17 protein-coding genes are annotated in these 15294 nt (G+C 73.1%); 10 read left to right on the forward strand and 7 right to left on the reverse strand.

The window, feature by feature from the left end; all coding sequences use genetic code 11:
• The first annotated feature begins 141 nt into the window (after positions 1–141).
• Positions 142–1629 carry a mannitol dehydrogenase family protein gene (locus E4P38_RS08975; protein WP_135131442.1) on the forward strand — a complete coding sequence of 496 codons (1488 nt, stop codon included), beginning with the start codon at positions 142–144 and terminating at the stop codon, positions 1627–1629.
• Here the strand turns inward: E4P38_RS08975 and E4P38_RS08980 are convergent.
• Entirely contained in the window at positions 1602–2774 is a 1173-nt protein-coding gene (locus tag E4P38_RS08980; protein ID WP_135131443.1) for a 4-hydroxybenzoate 3-monooxygenase, read from the reverse strand. The two genes, E4P38_RS08975 and E4P38_RS08980, sit on opposite strands and share 28 nt — an antisense overlap.
• Before the next feature lie 51 nt (positions 2775–2825).
• Positions 2826–3602 (reverse strand): IclR family transcriptional regulator, encoded by a 777-nt coding sequence (locus E4P38_RS08985; RefSeq protein ID WP_135131444.1) that lies wholly within the window; start codon positions 3600–3602, stop codon positions 2826–2828.
• 67 nt (positions 3603–3669) lie between these two features.
• Between E4P38_RS08985 and pcaH the strand changes: the two genes are divergently transcribed.
• The 5 genes from pcaH to pcaC are packed head-to-tail and all read left to right on the forward strand — an operon-like array spanning position 3670 to position 7591.
• Positions 3670–4416, forward strand: a complete 747-nt coding sequence (gene pcaH / locus E4P38_RS08990; protein WP_135131445.1) for a protocatechuate 3,4-dioxygenase subunit beta — start codon at positions 3670–3672, stop codon at positions 4414–4416.
• A complete protein-coding gene (pcaG, locus tag E4P38_RS08995; RefSeq protein WP_135131446.1) occupies positions 4413–5069 on the forward strand; it encodes a protocatechuate 3,4-dioxygenase subunit alpha in 657 nt (218 codons plus the stop codon). Before pcaH ends, pcaG begins: the two co-directional genes overlap by 4 nt.
• Positions 5070–5094: 25 nt before the next feature.
• Positions 5095–6417, forward strand: a complete 1323-nt coding sequence (gene pcaB / locus E4P38_RS09000) for a 3-carboxy-cis,cis-muconate cycloisomerase (RefSeq protein ID WP_135131447.1) — start codon at positions 5095–5097, stop codon at positions 6415–6417.
• The gene (gene pcaD / locus E4P38_RS09005; RefSeq protein WP_135131448.1) at positions 6414–7193 is read left to right on the forward strand and encodes a 3-oxoadipate enol-lactonase; all 780 of its coding nucleotides are present in this window, start codon (positions 6414–6416) and stop codon (positions 7191–7193) included. Before pcaB ends, pcaD begins: the two co-directional genes overlap by 4 nt.
• Positions 7190–7591 carry a 4-carboxymuconolactone decarboxylase gene (gene pcaC / locus E4P38_RS09010; protein ID WP_135131449.1) on the forward strand — a complete coding sequence of 134 codons (402 nt, stop codon included), beginning with the start codon at positions 7190–7192 and terminating at the stop codon, positions 7589–7591. The genes pcaD and pcaC overlap by 4 nt, the downstream gene beginning before the upstream one ends.
• Before the next feature lie 2 nt (positions 7592–7593).
• Here the strand turns inward: pcaC and E4P38_RS09015 are convergent, their stop codons facing one another.
• Genes E4P38_RS09015 through E4P38_RS09035 form a run of 5 tightly spaced genes read right to left on the reverse strand, consistent with a single transcriptional unit; the run spans position 7594 to position 12235 of the window.
• Positions 7594–8403: an alpha/beta hydrolase gene (locus tag E4P38_RS09015; protein ID WP_135131450.1), complete on the reverse strand. Its 810-nt coding sequence runs from the start codon at positions 8401–8403 to the stop codon at positions 7594–7596.
• A gap of 8 nt (positions 8404–8411) precedes the next feature.
• Positions 8412–8873 (reverse strand): MaoC family dehydratase, encoded by a 462-nt coding sequence (locus tag E4P38_RS09020; protein WP_135131451.1) that lies wholly within the window; start codon positions 8871–8873, stop codon positions 8412–8414.
• A complete protein-coding gene (locus tag E4P38_RS09025; protein WP_135131452.1) occupies positions 8870–10417 on the reverse strand; it encodes a long-chain fatty acid--CoA ligase in 1548 nt (515 codons plus the stop codon). The genes E4P38_RS09020 and E4P38_RS09025 overlap by 4 nt, the downstream gene beginning before the upstream one ends.
• Positions 10410–11318: an amidohydrolase family protein gene (locus E4P38_RS09030; RefSeq protein WP_135131627.1), complete on the reverse strand. Its 909-nt coding sequence runs from the start codon at positions 11316–11318 to the stop codon at positions 10410–10412. The genes E4P38_RS09025 and E4P38_RS09030 overlap by 8 nt, the downstream gene beginning before the upstream one ends.
• A gap of 8 nt (positions 11319–11326) precedes the next feature.
• Positions 11327–12235 (reverse strand): 3-oxoacyl-ACP reductase family protein, encoded by a 909-nt coding sequence (locus E4P38_RS09035; protein WP_135131453.1) that lies wholly within the window; start codon positions 12233–12235, stop codon positions 11327–11329.
• 74 nt (positions 12236–12309) lie between these two features.
• Between E4P38_RS09035 and E4P38_RS09040 the strand changes: the two genes are divergently transcribed.
• From E4P38_RS09040 to E4P38_RS09055, 4 genes are all read left to right on the forward strand, one after another.
• On the forward strand, positions 12310–12768 hold the full coding sequence (locus E4P38_RS09040; protein ID WP_135131454.1) for a MarR family transcriptional regulator: 459 nt from the start codon (positions 12310–12312) through the stop codon (positions 12766–12768).
• 103 nt (positions 12769–12871) lie between these two features.
• Positions 12872–13855 carry an ABC transporter substrate-binding protein gene (locus E4P38_RS09045; RefSeq protein ID WP_135131455.1) on the forward strand — a complete coding sequence of 328 codons (984 nt, stop codon included), beginning with the start codon at positions 12872–12874 and terminating at the stop codon, positions 13853–13855.
• A gap of 109 nt (positions 13856–13964) precedes the next feature.
• On the forward strand, positions 13965–15026 hold the full coding sequence (locus tag E4P38_RS09050; RefSeq protein ID WP_135131456.1) for an aromatic ring-hydroxylating dioxygenase subunit alpha: 1062 nt from the start codon (positions 13965–13967) through the stop codon (positions 15024–15026).
• Positions 15023–15286 carry a hypothetical protein gene (locus E4P38_RS09055; protein ID WP_135131457.1) on the forward strand — a complete coding sequence of 88 codons (264 nt, stop codon included), beginning with the start codon at positions 15023–15025 and terminating at the stop codon, positions 15284–15286. The genes E4P38_RS09050 and E4P38_RS09055 overlap by 4 nt, the downstream gene beginning before the upstream one ends.
• Positions 15287–15294: the final 8 nt, after the last annotated feature.

Below are 15294 nucleotides of genomic sequence, written 5' to 3' on the forward strand. Positions count from 1 at the left end.
AGTACCACTACTCCGCCGTCTCGACGTCGTCCTGCGACGATCCCACATTCCCTACCGGTCGGTAATTCCGGGCCGCGGACCCGCGGCGCGCTTTCCGCGTCCCTGCCGTTCACCGGGGTGCCGAGCGGGCAGAGTGGAGCCGTGACCTTCCTCGCGGCGCGGTCCCTGTCGTCGTTCGGTCCGCCGGTGTCGACGCCCTCCTACGACCGGAGCTCCGTGCGCACGGGCATCGTGCACCTGGGGGTCGGCGGCTTCCACCGCTCGCACCAGGCGATGTACCTGGACCGGCTCATGGAGACCGGGACGGCGCTGGACTGGGGCATCTGCGGCGTCGGCGTGCTCCCGGCCGACCGCGGGATGCAGGAGGTCATGGCCGCCCAGGACTGCCTCTTCACGCTGGTGGTGAAGCATCCCGACGGCACGCTCGCCCCGCGCGTCGTCGGTTCGATGGTCGAGTACCTCTTCGCGCCGGACGACCCCGAGTCGGTCGTGGCGCGGATGGCCGACCCCGCGATCCGGATCGTGTCGCTGACGGTCACCGAGGGCGGGTACAACGCGTCCGCCGTGACCGGTGAGTTCGACGGCAGTCACCCCGGGGTGGTCAACGACCTGCAGCCGGGTGCGGCCCTGCGGACGACGTTCGGGCTGGTCACCGAGGCGCTCGTACGACGGCGGGACCGCGGGGTGCCGCCGTTCACCGTCGTCTCCTGCGACAACATCCCGGGCAACGGCGACCTGGCGCGCAGCAGCTTCGCGGCCTTCGCGGCGCTGCGGGACGCGGAGCTGGGGGAGTGGGTGCGCGCGGCGGTGCCCTTCCCGAACTCGATGGTCGACCGGATCACGCCGGTGACGACGGACGCCGACCGCGCCGAGCTGTCCCGCCGCTTCGGGGTGGAGGACCGCTGGCCGGTGGTGTGCGAACCGTGGACCCAGTGGGTGCTCGAGGACTCCTTCGCCTCCGGCCGGCCCCGGCTGGAAGACGCCGGCGTGCAGCTCGTCGACGACGTGGCGCCGTACGAGCTGATGAAGCTGCGGCTGCTCAACGCCGGGCATCAGGTGCTCGCCCAGCTGGGCCGGCTGGCCGGGTTCGAGTTCGTGCACGAGGTGTGCGGGGACCCGGTCTTCCGGCGGTTCCTGGAGGGCTACCTCGAGGAGGAGGCGACGCCGACGCTGCCGTCGGTGCCCGGCATCGACCTGGACCGCTACCGGGCCGACCTGGTCGGACGCTTCGCCAGCCCGGCCATCGCCGACACCCTCGACCGCATCCGCGCGGAGGCCTCCGACCGAATTCCGCAGTTCCTGCTCCCCGTCGTGCGGGCGAACCTGGCCTCGGGCGGGGAGATCGAGCGGTCGGTCGCCGTCCTGGCCGCCTGGGCCCGCTCGGCGGAGGGCGCCGACGATGCCGGTCGGCCGATCGGGCTGACCGACTCCCGGGCCGCGGCCCTGGCCCTCCGGGCCCGGTCGGAGGACCCGCTCGCGTTCGTCGCCGACCGGGAGCTCTTCGGCGACCTCGCCGGCGACGAACGGTTCGCCGCCGCGTACCGGGAGGCTCGGACGGCCCTGCGTGAGCGGGGCGCCCGGGCGCTGGTCACCGCCCTGGCTCAGAGGTCGAGCGGCAGCCCGGTGTAGTTCTCGGCCAGCTCGCGGGCGGCCGGCTCCGAGGAGCAGACCCGGCGCAGCTGCGAGAGCTGGAGCTCGGCGTCGAAGTCGTCGCCCGAGCGGTGCAGCATCGACGTCATGTACCAGGAGAAGTGCGTGCACCGCCAGACCCGCGCCAGCGCCCGGTCGGAGTAGCTGTCGACCAGATCGGTCTGCTTCTCGGCGAGGAGCCGGACGAGGGCCGAGGCCAGCAGCGTCACGTCGGCGACGGCGAGGTTGAGGCCCTTCGCGCCGGTCGGCGGCACGATGTGGGCGGCGTCGCCGGCGAGGAACAGCCGGCCGTGGCGCATCGGGGCACTGACGAACGAACGCATCGGCAGCACCGACTTCTCGGTGATCGTCCCGGTCGAGAGCTCCCAGCCGTCGAGGGCGAAGCGCGTCGCGAGGTTGTCCCAGATGCGGTCGTCGGACCAGTCCTCGATCTTCTCCGCAGGGTCCACCTGCAGGTACAGCCGGGACACCGTCGGCGAGCGCATCGAGTAGAGGGCGAAGCCGTCGGGGTGCCAGGCGTAGATGAGCTCGTCGGTCGACGGCGCGGCGTCGGCGAGCACACCGAGCCAGGCGTAGGGGTAGGTGCGCTCCCAGGTCCGGCCGGTGGTGCCCTGCTGCACGACCGCCCGCGAGGGGCCGTGGAAACCGTCGGTGCCGGCGATCACGTCGCACTCGAGGACCTGCCGGTTCCCGTCGGCGTCGGTGAACCGGATGCGCGGGGAGTCGGTGTCGACGTCCTCGGGCGACACGTCGGAGACCTCGAAGAGCAGCGGCGGGCCGCCGTCCAGCTGCGCCTTGATCAGGTCCTTGGTGACCTCGGTCTGGCCGTAGACCCAGACCGTGCGCCCGGTGAGCTCGGGGAAGTCCAGCTTGTGCCGGGTGCCCGGGTACTGCAGGTAGATGCCGCGGTGCTCGAGGCCCTCGCGCTGCAGGCGGTCGCCCGCGCCGGCCTCGGTGAGGGTGTCGACCGTGTGCTGTTCCAGGATCCCGGCCCGGATCCGGGCCTCGACGTAGTCGCGTGACCGGTTCTCCAGGACGACGGAGTCGATGCCCCGGAGCGCCAGCAGCCGCGAGAGGAGCAGACCGGCCGGACCGGCCCCGATGATCCCTACCTGGGTGCGCACGGCTCAGAGTGTGGGCCGGAGCACGCGGCGCTGGGAACCGGAACCTTCCGCTCAGTGAAAATCGCGCGTGCGGGCGAGCTCGCGGCCGATGCCGCGGGCCGCTACCTCGAGCACCGGGACGAGCCGAGGGAGGTCCCGGCGGTGCGGCGGGACGACGATCCCGAGCGCCGCCACCACCACCGGCCCGCTGCGCCGCTCCACCTGCACCGGGACGGCGAGCGAGGCGGCCCCGGGCGACATCTCCTCGGACGTGCGGGCGTACCGCCGCCGGCGCACCTCGGCCAGTTCGCGGCGCAGCCGCCCCGGTTCGACCACCGTGTTCCGGGTCAGCCGGGTGAGCGAGCGCAGCGCCTGCTGGACGACGTCCTCGGGCGCGGACGCCAGCAGCACCTTGCCCACGCCGGTCGCGTGCAGCGGCAGCCGGCTGCCGACCTGGCTGACCACGGGCACCGACTCCCGGCCCGACACCCGCTCGACGTAGAGGGCGCTGAGCCCCTCCCGGACGGCGAGGTGGACGGTGTCGCGGATCGCGGTGTGCACGTCCATGAGGAACGGCGCGGCCACCTGGCGCAGCTCGAGCTGGACCGGCGCGAGCAGGCCGAGGTCCCAGAGCTTCCGGCCGATCTCGTACCGACCGTCCTGCCGCCGGACGAGCGCACCCCAGTCGGCCAGTTCCGCGAGCAGCCGGTGGGCGGTGGTCAGCGGCGTGCCCGAGCGCTCGGCGATCTCCGAGAGGGAGAGCCTCGGGCTGGTCGCGTCGAACGCGTCGAGGATGGCGAGGGCCCGCGAGGTCACCGACCGACCGGGGATGCCACTGCGGCCTGCCATGACTCCTCTTTCGGCCAGTGGAAGTTGGCGCTTGGGCAGGGTAGCTCCCCGGCCGTACGGTCCCGGCATGACCGGGACTCCATCGGCGAGCGGGCTGCATCTGCCGCAGTACCTGCGTGAGGCGGCCGAACTGCGCACGCCCGTCGGCTACGCCGACTACAAGAGCACGGGGCTGCGCGCTCCGCTGCGGACGCCGGTCGATCTGCCGCACCGGCTGACGGAGGTCACCGGCCCGGTGCTCGGTGGGGACCGGGTCCGGCCCGAGGACGCCGACCTGACCCTGCGCAACGGCGGCGAGGCCGTCGGCCAGCGGATCCTCGTGTACGGGCGCGTGCTCGACAGCGGTGGCCGCCCGGTGCCCGATGCGCTGGTCGAGGTCTGGCAGGCCAACGCGGGTGGCCGGTACCGGCACGTCGTCGACACCTTCCCGGCGCCCCTCGACCCGCACTTCGACGGGCTCGGGCGGGTGATGACCGACAGCCTGGGCCGCTACGAGTTCATGACGATCAAGCCCGGCGCCTATCCGTGGGGCAACCACCACAACGCCTGGCGCCCGGCGCACATCCACTTCTCGCTGTTCGGGCAGGCCTTTCCCCAGCGCCTGGTCACGCAGATGTACTTCCCGGACGACCCCCTGTTCGGCCAGGACCCGATCTTCAACGCGATCCCGGCGGCCGCCCGGCACCGGGCGATCAGCCGGTACGACCTCGAGCGCACCCAGGACAACTGGGCGCTGGCCTTCGAGTGGAACATCGTGCTGCGCGGCCGGGAGCAGACCCCGTTCGAGACCGAGGACGACGGAGATGTCGCATGAGCGTCGACCCGCTGCACGTCCCTGATGTCACGGAGCCGTACCAGCCGCGGTCGGGGCGCCGCGGCACCGGCTTCCTGACCGAGCCCCTCCGGCTGGGCGGCACCCCGAGTGCGACGGTCGGGCCCTACCTGGCCATCGGGCTGACCTGGGCCGACGGCATCTGGGCCGCGGAGGAGGGCACCCCGGGGGGTGTCTGGATCCGCGGCCGGGTGTTCGACGGCGCCGAGCAGCTCGTCCCCGACGCGATGATCGAGACCTGGCAGGCCGACCCCGACGGCGGGTTCCCCTCGCCGGAGGACCCCCGCGGGGCGGCGTCCTACCCGGGCTTCCGCGGCTACGCCCGCGCCGCGACCGTCGAACCGCCGGGCGAGTTCGGGTTCTTCACCCTCAAGCCGGGCCGGGTGCCGGACGGCGAGGGCGGGCTCCAGGCGCCGCACCTCGACGTCTCGCTGTTCGCCCGCGGCCTGCTCGACCGCGTGGTCGCCCGGATCTACTTCGCCGACGAGGCAGAGGCCAACGCCGAGGACGTCGTCCTGCGGTCGCTGCCGGACGACGCCGCCCGGCAGACGCTGATCGCGACGCCGACCGAGGACGGCTACCACCTCGACTTCTACCTGCAGGGTGACCGCGAGACGGTGTTCTTCGCGGTATGAACTCATCCGTGACCGGGATGCGCGCGTGACAGGACTCTTCGACGGCACCTTCGCGCGCGGGGGAGCCGCCACCGCTGTCTCCGACGACGCCTGGTTCCGCGCGCTGCTGCAGGTCGAGGGAGCTCTCGCCCGGGCGGCGTCGCGGCTGGGGCTCGTGCCCGCCTCGGCAGCGGCCGCGGTGACGGCGATCTGCGCCGAGCCGGGCCGGCTCGACCTGGCGACCGTCGTGGCGAAGGCCGCGGACGCCGGCAATCCGGTGCCGCCCCTCGTGCGGGCGCTGCAGGACGCCGTGGGGGAGCGGGACGCCGTCGCCGTGCACGTGGGCGCGACCAGCCAGGACATCGTCGACACCGCCCTCGTGCTGCTGGCTCGCAACGCGATCTCCGCGATCGACGCCGACCTGGCCGCGGCGGCGGACGCAGCCGCCCGGCTGGCCCGCACGCACCGCGACGACGTGATCATGGGACGCACCCTGATGCAGCAGGCCCTGCCGACGACCTTCGGGCTGAAGGCCGCCGGCTGGCTGGCCGGCCTGGACGGCGTCCGGCTCCGGCTGGCCGAGGTCGTCGCGTCGCTGCCGGTCCAGTACGGCGGGGCGGTCGGCACGCTGGTCGCCAGCTCCGGCTCGGGGGTGGCGCTGCGCGCGGCGTTCGCCGACGAACTGCGACTGGCCGACGCGGCCGTCTCCTGGCACACCGTGCGGCTGCCGATCGCGGATCTCGCCGGAGGACTGGGTGCCGCTGCCGGGGTGATCGCGACCGTGGCGCTCGACGTCGTCCTCCTGGCCCAGACCGAGGTGGGCGAGGTCAGCGAGGGCGGGTCCCGCGGTGGCTCCTCGGCGATGCCGCACAAGCACAACCCGGTGGCGGCGATCTCGGCCCGAGCCTGCGCCCGTCGCGCCCCCGGGCTGGTCGGCACGCTGTTCGGCGCCATGGAGCAGGAGCACGAGCGCTCCGCCGGCGCCTGGCACAGCGAGTGGCCCACGCTGACCGGCCTGCTCACCACCGTCGGGTCGGCTGCTGCGTGGCTGAACGAGAGCCTGACCGGGCTGCGGCCGGACACCGCGCGCATGGCGGCCGGTGTCGCCGCGGCGCGCGATCCGGAGCTGGCCGCCGCCCTGGCGGAGGCGCTCGCGCCGACGCTCGGCGCGGGCGCCGCCCATGACGCCGCGGCCGAGGCCGTCCGGCAGGCGGTGGCCAGCGGTCTGTCCCTGGGCGACGTGCTCGCCGGCCGCACCGATGTCGACGTCGCCGCGTTGTCCCCCGGGGCTCCCGACACGGGGGAGGCCGGCGCGCAGGTGGACGCCGCCCTCGCCGACCACGCCCGACTCACCGAGGGGACCGCATGACCGGCATCGCCGTCTCGTACACCGTGGACGGGGCGGCCGACGCGCCCGTCGCCGTCCTCTCCAACTCCCTCGGCGCCGACCGCGGCATGTGGGACCCGCAGGTGCCGGCGCTGGCCGAGCGCTTTCGCGTGGTCACCTACGACACCCGCGGGCACGGGGACTCGCCCGCACCGGCCGGGCCGTACACGCTGGATGACCTGGTGGACGACCTGGTCGCCCTGCTGGACGAGGTCGGCGCGCCGCGGGCGCACGTCGCGGGGCTCTCGCTCGGCGGGATGACCGCGATGCGGCTGGCCGCCCGCGAACCGGAGCGCGTCCACCGACTGGCTCTGCTGTGCACCTCGGCGAAGCCGGATCCCCAGCCGTTCCTCGACCGGGCGGCCGCCGTCCGGTCCGGTGGCACGGCACCTCTCGCGCCGACCGTGGCGAGCCGGTGGCTGACACCGCCGTACGCCGCCGAGCATCCCGAGCTGGTCGCGAAGCTGGAGTCGATGATCGCCGGGTCGGACGACGAGGGCTACGCCGCCTGCTGCGAGGTCGTCGCGCACGTCGACCTCCTGGCGGACTGCGCCCGGATCACCGCCCCGACGCTGGTGATCAGCGGGTGGGACGACCCGGCGCTGCCGCCGGAGCACCAGAAGCTCATCGCCGACACGATCCCGGGCGCCGAGCTGGTCACCGTCAGCCCCGGCGCCCACCTGGCCAACCTCGAGCAGACGCTCCAGGTGACCGGACTGCTGCTCGGCCACTTCGACGCCGCAGGAGGCACCCGATGATCGACCCCACCACCGACGACGAGCGCCGTGCGGCCGGGATGGCCACGCGGCGCGAGGTGCTCGGCGACGCGTGGGTGGACCGGGCGGTCGCCGGCACGACGCCGTTCACCGCGGACTTCCAGGACTTCATCACCCGCACGGCCTGGGGCGACCTCTGGCAGCGCCCCGGCCTCGCCCGCCGCGACCGCAGCCTGCTGACCCTGGCGATCACGATCGCGCTGCGGCACTGGGAGGAGTTCGCGCTGCACGTGCGTGCGGCGAAGAACAACGGGCTCACCGACGAGGAGATCGGCGAGGTCATCCAGCACGCGGCGATCTACGCCGGCGTCCCGGCCGCCAACCACGCCTTCAAGGTGGCTGCCCCGATCCTGGACGAGCTCCGCGGCACCAGAGCCTGAGGTCAGGCTCCGGACCGCCACCGGTCCAGCACCGCGTACAGCGTCTCGAACGCCGGCTGCCGCGGGTCGAGGAACGCGTAGTGCCCCTCGCCCTGGAGCTCGATCAGGTCGGTGGGGTCGCCCGCGGCGGCCGCGGCCCCCGCGAAGGCGCGGGACTGCTCGACGCCCACGGTGGTGTCCGCGGTGCCGTGGATGAGCACCCGGGCGGTGCCGGTCGGCAGGCGGCCCCGGAGGTCCGCCGCCCCGTAGACGGCGGGGTCCTCGTCCGGTCCGGCTCCGAGCCACTCGGCGACCGCGCCGCCGTCCCAGCCGGCACGGACCACGCCCGCGAGGTCCAGCGCGCCCGCGAGGGGGACGACGAGGTCGACGCGGGGGTGGGTGGCGAGCGTCTCGGCGAGATAGCCGCCGGCCGAGTGGCCGAAGACGGCGACCTGGCCCGCAGTGGGGGGCAGCGCCTCGACGGCGGCCCACACGTCCTCGGTGGTCTCCCGCAGCCCGCCCCCCGTGCCGGTGCGCCGGTACTCGATGTTCCACACCGCGAACCCGCGCAGCACCAGTTCGCGGACGATCGGCGCGTGCAGGTCGCGCCGGTAGGGCGCCATGAAGTAGCCGCCGTGGATGCTGACCACGAGCGGGGGGAGGCCGTCGACCGGGAGGGCGTCCTCGGGCGGCAGCCAGAGGTCGGCGACCTGGTCGGGGTGATCGCCGTAGGGCACGGTCGCGGGCACGGGGGCCTCCGGGCGCCCGGCATCCCAGGCGCGGAGCTCGGTGAGCCACTCGGCCAGCGACTGGCCCGTCCCCGCGTCCGCCACGGCAGCCGTCAGCTGCCGTACATGCGGAACACCGGCTCGGCGATGCAGACGGGCTTGGTTGCGCCCTCGGCCTCGATCACGGCGCTGACCGTAACCTGCAGGCCGCCGGCGACCTCCTCGACGTCCTTGAGGGTGGCGGTGAGCCGCAGCTTCGACCCCACCGGGACGGGCGCGGGGAACCGGACCTTGTTCAGGCCGTAGTTCACGCCCATCGTCGCGTCGCTGACGACGAGCACCTCCGACCACATCGGGATGAGCAGCGACAGGGTGAGGTAGCCGTGGCCGATGGGGCCGCCGAAGGGGCTCTCGGCCTTCGCGCGGTCGATGTCGACGTGGATCCACTGGTGGTCGCCGGTCGCGTCGGCGAAGAGCCTCACCCGCTCCTGGGTGACCTCCACCCAGTCGCTGGTGCCGAGCTCGGTCCCCTTCAGCGCGGGGAGTTCGGCGAGGGTGGTGGTCGTGGTGCTCATGCTGGGGTCTCCTCGGTGGTGACGTAGCGGTTGCGCAGGTCGGGCTTGCGGACCTTGCCGGTGGCGGTCTTCGGGAGCTCGTCGGCGAGCTCCACGTACTTGGGCACCTTGAACGCGGCCAGCCGCGCGCGCAGGCGGGCGCGCAGGTCGTCGACGTCCGGGCTGGTCCCCGGCACGGGGACGACGACGGCCAGGCCGACCTCGCCCCAGGTCGGGTCGGGGACGCCGATCACGGCCGCCTCCTGGACGTCGTCCAGCTCGAGCAGTGCCGACTCGACCTCGGCGGGATACACGTTCTCGCCGCCGGAGATGATCATGTCCTTGTAGCGGTCGCGGATGTAGAGGAAGCCCTCCTCGTCGACCGAACCGGCGTCGCCGCTGTGGTACCAGCCGTCGCGGATCGCCGCGGAGGTCTGCTCGGGCTCGTTCCAGTAACCGGCCATCACGTTGGGCCCCTGGATCGCGATCTCGCCGACCTCGTTGGTCGATGCCTGCGTGCCGTCGGGGCGCAGCACCCGCAGGTCGGTGAAGAAGAGCGGCTTGCCGGCCGAGCCGACCTTGCGCTCGGCGTCGGCGGAGTCCAGCACCGTGCAGCCCGGGGCAGCCTCGGTCATGCCGTAGGCCTGCTGCATGGTCACTCCGCGGTCGAGCCAGGTCCGCAGGGTCGGCAGGGGGAGCGGCGCACCGGCGGCGCCGATCGTCCGCAGCGCCGACAGGTCCCGGGTGCGGAAGCCGGGCTCGCGGGACATCGCATCGAGCATGGTGGGGACGGCGAAGAACGAGGTGACCCGCTGCTGCTCGATCACGGCCAGGGTCTCCGCCGGGTCGAACCGGCGCACGACCACCGCGCACCCACCCCCGAGGAGGGCGGGGTTGACCGTGCCGTTGAGGCCACCGATGTGGAACAGGGGCGCCAGGGCCAGGGTGCGCTCGGCCTGGGTGAAGTCCATCCCCATCGACTGGTTGACCGCGTTCCAGGTCATGTTGCCGTGGGTGAGCACCGCGCCCTTGGGGCGGCCGGTGGTCCCGGAGGTGTACATGATCAGGCAGGGGTCCTCGAGGGCGACCGGCTCGTCACGGGGCTGCGGGTCGGCGTCGGCCAGCAGGTGCTCGTAGTCCGCCGAGTCCGCTCCGCCGTCCACCGGGGGCTCGGCCGCCACCCAGTGCCGGACGCCCGGCAGCCGGTCGCGCAGCGCGTCGGCCAGCGCACCGTGGTCGCGGCCGTGCACGACGACCGAGGCCCCGGAGTGGGCGAGCACGTACTCGGCCTCGGCCGCGGCCAGGCGGGCGTTCACCGGCACCCAGATCGCAGCGAGCTGCCCGCACGCGTAGAGCGTCTCCAACGCCGACGGGTGGTTGCCGCCGGTCCAGGCCACCCGGTCGCCGGCCGTCACGCCCAGGGCGGCGAGCGCGGCGGCAGTGCGGCGGACGCGGTGGGCGAAGGCGCCGTGCGAGATCGTCGTCCCCTCGAACCAGATCGCGTCCCGGTCGGGGGAGATCCGCAGCCGCCGCTCGGGCCAGGAGCCGAGACCGGCGTTACGCACTGTCCGAGCCCGCCCCGCCGCTCCGCTGACCATGGGCGGGGCCGAGCTTCAGTGCGCGGACCGCGTTCTCCTTCATGATCAGCGGGCGGACGTCGTCCTTGATCTCGAGGCCGGCGAAGTCGCGGACCCAGCGCTCGGGGGTGAGCAGCGGGTAGTCCGACCCGAACAGCACCTTGTTCTTCAGCATCGTGTTGGCGGCGCGGACCAGCTGCGGCGGGAAGTACTTGGGCGACCAGCCGGACAGGTCGATGTAGACGTTGGCCTTGTGCTGGGCGACCGAGATCGCCGCGTCCTGCCAGGGCACCGACGGGTGCGCCATGATCACCGTCAGCCCCGGGAAGTCGGCCGCCACGTCGTCGAGCAGCATCGGGTCGGAGTAGCGCAGCTTGATGCCGCGCCCGCCGGGCAGCCCGGAGCCGATCCCGGTCTGGCCGGTGTGGAACAGCGCCGGGACGCCGAGGCTCTCCAGCTCCGCCCAGAGCGGGTAGTGCCGCCGGTCGTTGGGCTCGAAGGCCTGGATCGACGGGTGGAACTTGAAGCCCCGGACGCCGTGGTCGGTGACCAGCCGCCGCGCCGACCGGATGCCGGAGGCGCCGCGGGCGGGGTCGATCGAGCCGAACGGGATGAGCACGTCGGGGTGCTCGGCGGCGGACTGCGCGATCTCCTCGTTGGACAGGGTCGGGTGCCCGGTCGCCATCTCGGAGTCGACGGTGAAGACGACGGCGGCCATCTGCTGCGACCGGTAGTGCTCGGCGATCTCCGGCACGGTCGGGTGGTGCGGCTCGCCCTTGAAGTACTTCGCCGCCGCGTTCAGCAGTTCGTCGTCCATCGAGAGGTGGCCGTGCAGGTCCTGCTCGACGTGCACGTGGACGTCGATGGCGACCAGGTCGTCGAGCTTCATCGGGCTGCTCACTGCGGCGCCTCGGGCAGCTGCTGGCCCACCGTCTGCTGCGACGGCGCGAACGTGTCCGGCCAGACGCCGGCGATCGCGTCGGCCGACCAGCCGGTGCCGTCGGCGAACTCGACGACCACCTCGCTCGGGTGCGACCACAGGGCCAGGCGGTCGCCGCCGATGCCCACGGCCTGCCCGGTGATGCCGGCGGCGGCGTCGGAGGCGAGGAAGGCGACCAGTCCGGCGGCGTCCTCCGGTGTGCCGAAGCCGAGCTGCTGACGGGCGAATGGAGGCAGGGGCTCGCCGGCCTTCAGGGCGTGGACGTAGGGCTGGAGGAAGGGCACGGTCTCGGTCATCGCCGTCGCTGCGACCGGGACGATCGCGTTGACGGTGATCTCGGCGCGGGCCAGTTCCATCGCCCAGGTGCGCACCATGCCGACGATGCCGGCCTTGGCCGCGGCGTAGTTGGTCTGGCCGAAGTTGCCGACCTGGCCGGTGGGGGAGCCGACGCAGATGATCCGGCCGCCCTCGCCCTGCTCGCGCAGGCGGATCGCCGCGGCCCGGGTGCAGGTGAACGTGCCGCGCAGGTGCGTGGTGATGACGGCGTCGAAGTCGTCGTCGCTCATCTTCCACAGGGTCGTGTCGCGCAGTATGCCGGCGTTGTTGACCAGGATGTCGAGGCGGCCGAACTCCTCGACGGCCCGGTCCACGAGGGCCTGCGCCGCCTCGCTGGTACCCACGGCGACCACCTCGGCGACGGCCGTGCCGCCGGCCTCGGTGAGGGAACGGACGGCCTCGTCGGCGACGGCCGGGTCGACGTCGTTGACGACGATCGAGGCGCCGCTGCGGGCCAGCTCCGTGGCATACGCGAGGCCGAGGCCCCGTCCGCTGCCGGTGACGATCGCGACCTTGCCGGACAGATCCACGGAACTCCTTCGTTCGGGCGCTGGGAGTTCGACGCTAGGCCGGTATTGTGGAGAGTGTCAACGATGGAGGACTGATGGAGCCCAGTACGGCCACGGCAGCACTGACCGACGACGTCGGCTTCCTGCTGTCCCGCGCAAGCGGGAACTTCGTGCGCGCCAGCAACGCCGCGCTGCTGTCCCACGGGCTGCGGGTGCGGTCCTATTCCGTCCTGCTGCTCGCCTGCGGGACCGAGGAGGGGATCTCCCAGCGCGACCTCGCCGCGGTCCTCGGCCTCGACCCGAGCCAGGTGGTCCTCCTCGTCGACGAACTGGCGGAATCCGGGCTCGTGGAGCGCCGTCCGTCCGACACGGACCGGCGCACGAAGCTGGTGGTCGCGACCCCGGCGGGACGGCAGGTCCGGGCCGCAGCGGTCGGCGACGTCGCGTCCGCGGTCACCGGCCAGTTGACCGAGCTCACCGCCACCGAGCAGTTCCTGCTGCGGAACCTGCTGAGCCGGCTGGCCCTGGGCGCCGCGAGCCTGCCCCCGGTCTGAGGCCTGGCCGACATTCTCCGCGCGGAGGGCTGGCGCTCAGCGATTGTGACGTGCATCATGCCGAACATCAATCGTTGACAGTCTCACGCATCTGGAGAGAGTCATGGTCCGCAAGTGGGTTCCCGCCCTGGCCGCATCGGTGCTCGCCCTGGCCGCCTGCGGGGGAGGCGACGAGGGGAGCGGTTCGGCGAGCGGGACGTCCGCAGCCGACGGCGAGCTCCGTCAGGTGACCGTCGGCATGCTGCCGATCCTGCCGACCGCGGCCCTCTACGCCGGCATCGAGGAGGGCTTCTTCGAAGACCACGGCATCGAGATCACGGTCGAGACCGGACAGGGCGGAGCGGCACTCCTGCCCGCCGTCGTCTCGGGGGAGATGGAGTTCGCGACCAGCAACCCGGTGTCGTTGCTCCAGGCGCGGGACAAGGACCTCGACGTCCGGGTGATCGGCCACTGGACGTCCGCGCTGTCGGAGGGCGACACCGACATCAACGGCGTCGTCGCCACCGCGGCGTCCGGCATCGCCTCGGCCGCCGACCTCGAGGGGAAGACGGTCGCCGTCAACACGCTCAACGGCATGGGCGGGCTGACCATCCGCGAGGCCGTCCGGCAGGACGGCGGCGACCCCGACGCGGTCGAGTTCGTCGAGCTGCCGTTCCCGGACATGCCCGCGGCGCTGGGTGCCGGCAACGTCGACGCCGTCTGGGTCCCCGAGCCGTTCCTCGGCACGCTGGCCAAGGCGGGCAACACCGTGGTCACGTACTCGAGCAAGGAGTCGGTCGAGGGGCACCCGACGCAGTTGTTCTTCACCTCGGGGCAGCTCGTCGAGTCCGACCCCGAGCTGGTCGAGGACTTCACCGCCGCGCTGGAGGAGACCCTGACCTTCGCCGACGAGAACCCCGACGCGGTGAAGGCGCAGGTGGCGCAGGTGCTCCCGCAGCTGCCGGCCGCTGCCCTCGAGGGGCTCACCCTGGAGGAGTTCGGCACCGACCTGCGGCGCGAGCAGATCGAGCAGCTCGGCGAGCTGATGGTCGAGGACGGGCTGATCGAGAACGACGCCGATGTGGACGGGCTGCTGCCCGAGGACTGACCGTCACCTGGCTCTCCCCTCGGTCGGTCTTCCGCGTGACGGAAGTCCGCTGGTCGCTGCCGGTGACGGCGGTCACGCTCGGAGGACCGACCGAGGAGAGGCAGGGGCAATGACGTCCATCGTCGCCAACCAGTGGTACGTCGCGGCCTACGGGCGCGAGGTGGGTCGCGAACTGTTCAGCCGGACCATCTGCGGTGAGTCGATCCTCTTCTGGCGCACCGAGGCCGGCGAGGTCACGGCGATGAGCGACCGCTGCGTCCACCGCCGGTTCCCGCTCTCCCAGGCGCCCAGCCATCTCGACGGCGACACCGTCGTCTGCGGCTACCACGGCTTCACCTACGGGTCCGACGGCGTCTGCGTCGCGGTGCCGGGGCAGACGAGGGTCCCGCGGACCGCCCGGCTCAAGGCCTATCCCGTCGTCGAGCAGGACAGCTTCGTCTGGGTGTTCATCGGCGACCCCGACCGCGCCGACACCACGCAGATCCCGCGGGCGCCGTGGCTGGCGCAGGACGGCTGGACGACCGTCTCCGGCATGGAGCCGCTCGCCGCCCGGGCCAGCCTGCTCGTCGACAACCTCATGGACCTCTCGCACGAGACGTACCTGCACGGCGGCTACATCGGGACGCCGGAGGTCGCCGAGACCCCGATCACGACCGAGGTCGACGAGGACGCCGGGATCGTCTACGTCAGCCGGCACATGGACGACGCCGAGTGCCCGCCCTTCTACGCGACGAGCACGGGCCTCACCGGGCGGATCGCGCGCTGGCAGGACATCGAGTTCACCCCGCCCTGCCTCTACAAGCTGCACAGCCGCATCGCCCCGGTCGGGTCGGTGCCCGCCGCCGACGGCACCGACCCCGACGCCTTCCACGTCGAGGTCGTCTACGCGATCACCCCGGAGACCGAGAACTCCACGCACGACTTCTGGGCCGTCGCCCGCGACTTCGCGCTCGACGACGCGGAGGTGTCGGCGTTCCTCCACGAGAACAACCGCACCGTCGTCCTCCAGGACGTCGTGGCGCTGGACGTCCTGGAGAGCGTCATCGCCGGCGAGGCCGACGGCTACCAGGAGCTGTCGATCAACATCGACACCGGCGGGCTCGCGGCGCGCCGGCTGATCAACCGGATGGCCGGCGAGGGCGCCGAGGCGCGCGTGCCGGCGGCCCGATGAACGAGGTGCTATCGGGGGACCGGGTGATGCGGGTGAACTGGCTGCCCGGGTCCGACCGGCTGCGCGGACGCTGCCACTGCGGCGCGGAGACCGAGGCGGAGGACCCGATCGAGATGTGGGAGTGGCTGCTCGCCCATCCCGACCACCCCGCCGGCGGACCGTCGTCGCCGCAGGTCCCCGCCGAGCTGCCCCCGCCGCCGGCGCACGTGGTCACCGATCCGGCGGTCATCCGGCGTCGGTCCCCGGCGCTCGTCTCCTGAAGGAGTGT

Origin of the sequence: Blastococcus sp. CT_GayMR16 (assembly GCF_004570875.1) — a bacterium.
GTDB lineage: Bacteria > Actinomycetota > Actinomycetes > Mycobacteriales > Geodermatophilaceae > Blastococcus_B.

Coding starts and splice junctions, on each gene's coding strand:
- E4P38_RS08985 (WP_135131444.1), bottom strand. CDS start 3,602: ATGGCAGGCCGCAGTGGCATCCCCGGTCGGTCGGTGACCTCGCGGGCC.
- pcaH (WP_135131445.1), top strand. CDS start 3,670: ATGACCGGGACTCCATCGGCGAGCGGGCTGCATCTGCCGCAGTACCTG.
- pcaG (WP_135131446.1), top strand. CDS start 4,413: ATGAGCGTCGACCCGCTGCACGTCCCTGATGTCACGGAGCCGTACCAG.
- pcaD (WP_135131448.1), top strand. CDS start 6,414: ATGACCGGCATCGCCGTCTCGTACACCGTGGACGGGGCGGCCGACGCG.
- pcaC (WP_135131449.1), top strand. CDS start 7,190: ATGATCGACCCCACCACCGACGACGAGCGCCGTGCGGCCGGGATGGCC.
- E4P38_RS09020 (WP_135131451.1), bottom strand. CDS start 8,873: ATGAGCACCACGACCACCACCCTCGCCGAACTCCCCGCGCTGAAGGGG.
- E4P38_RS09030 (WP_135131627.1), bottom strand. CDS start 11,318: ATGAAGCTCGACGACCTGGTCGCCATCGACGTCCACGTGCACGTCGAG.
- E4P38_RS09040 (WP_135131454.1), top strand. CDS start 12,310: ATGGAGCCCAGTACGGCCACGGCAGCACTGACCGACGACGTCGGCTTC.
- E4P38_RS09045 (WP_135131455.1), top strand. CDS start 12,872: ATGGTCCGCAAGTGGGTTCCCGCCCTGGCCGCATCGGTGCTCGCCCTG.
- E4P38_RS09050 (WP_135131456.1), top strand. CDS start 13,965: ATGACGTCCATCGTCGCCAACCAGTGGTACGTCGCGGCCTACGGGCGC.
- E4P38_RS09055 (WP_135131457.1), top strand. CDS start 15,023: ATGAACGAGGTGCTATCGGGGGACCGGGTGATGCGGGTGAACTGGCTG.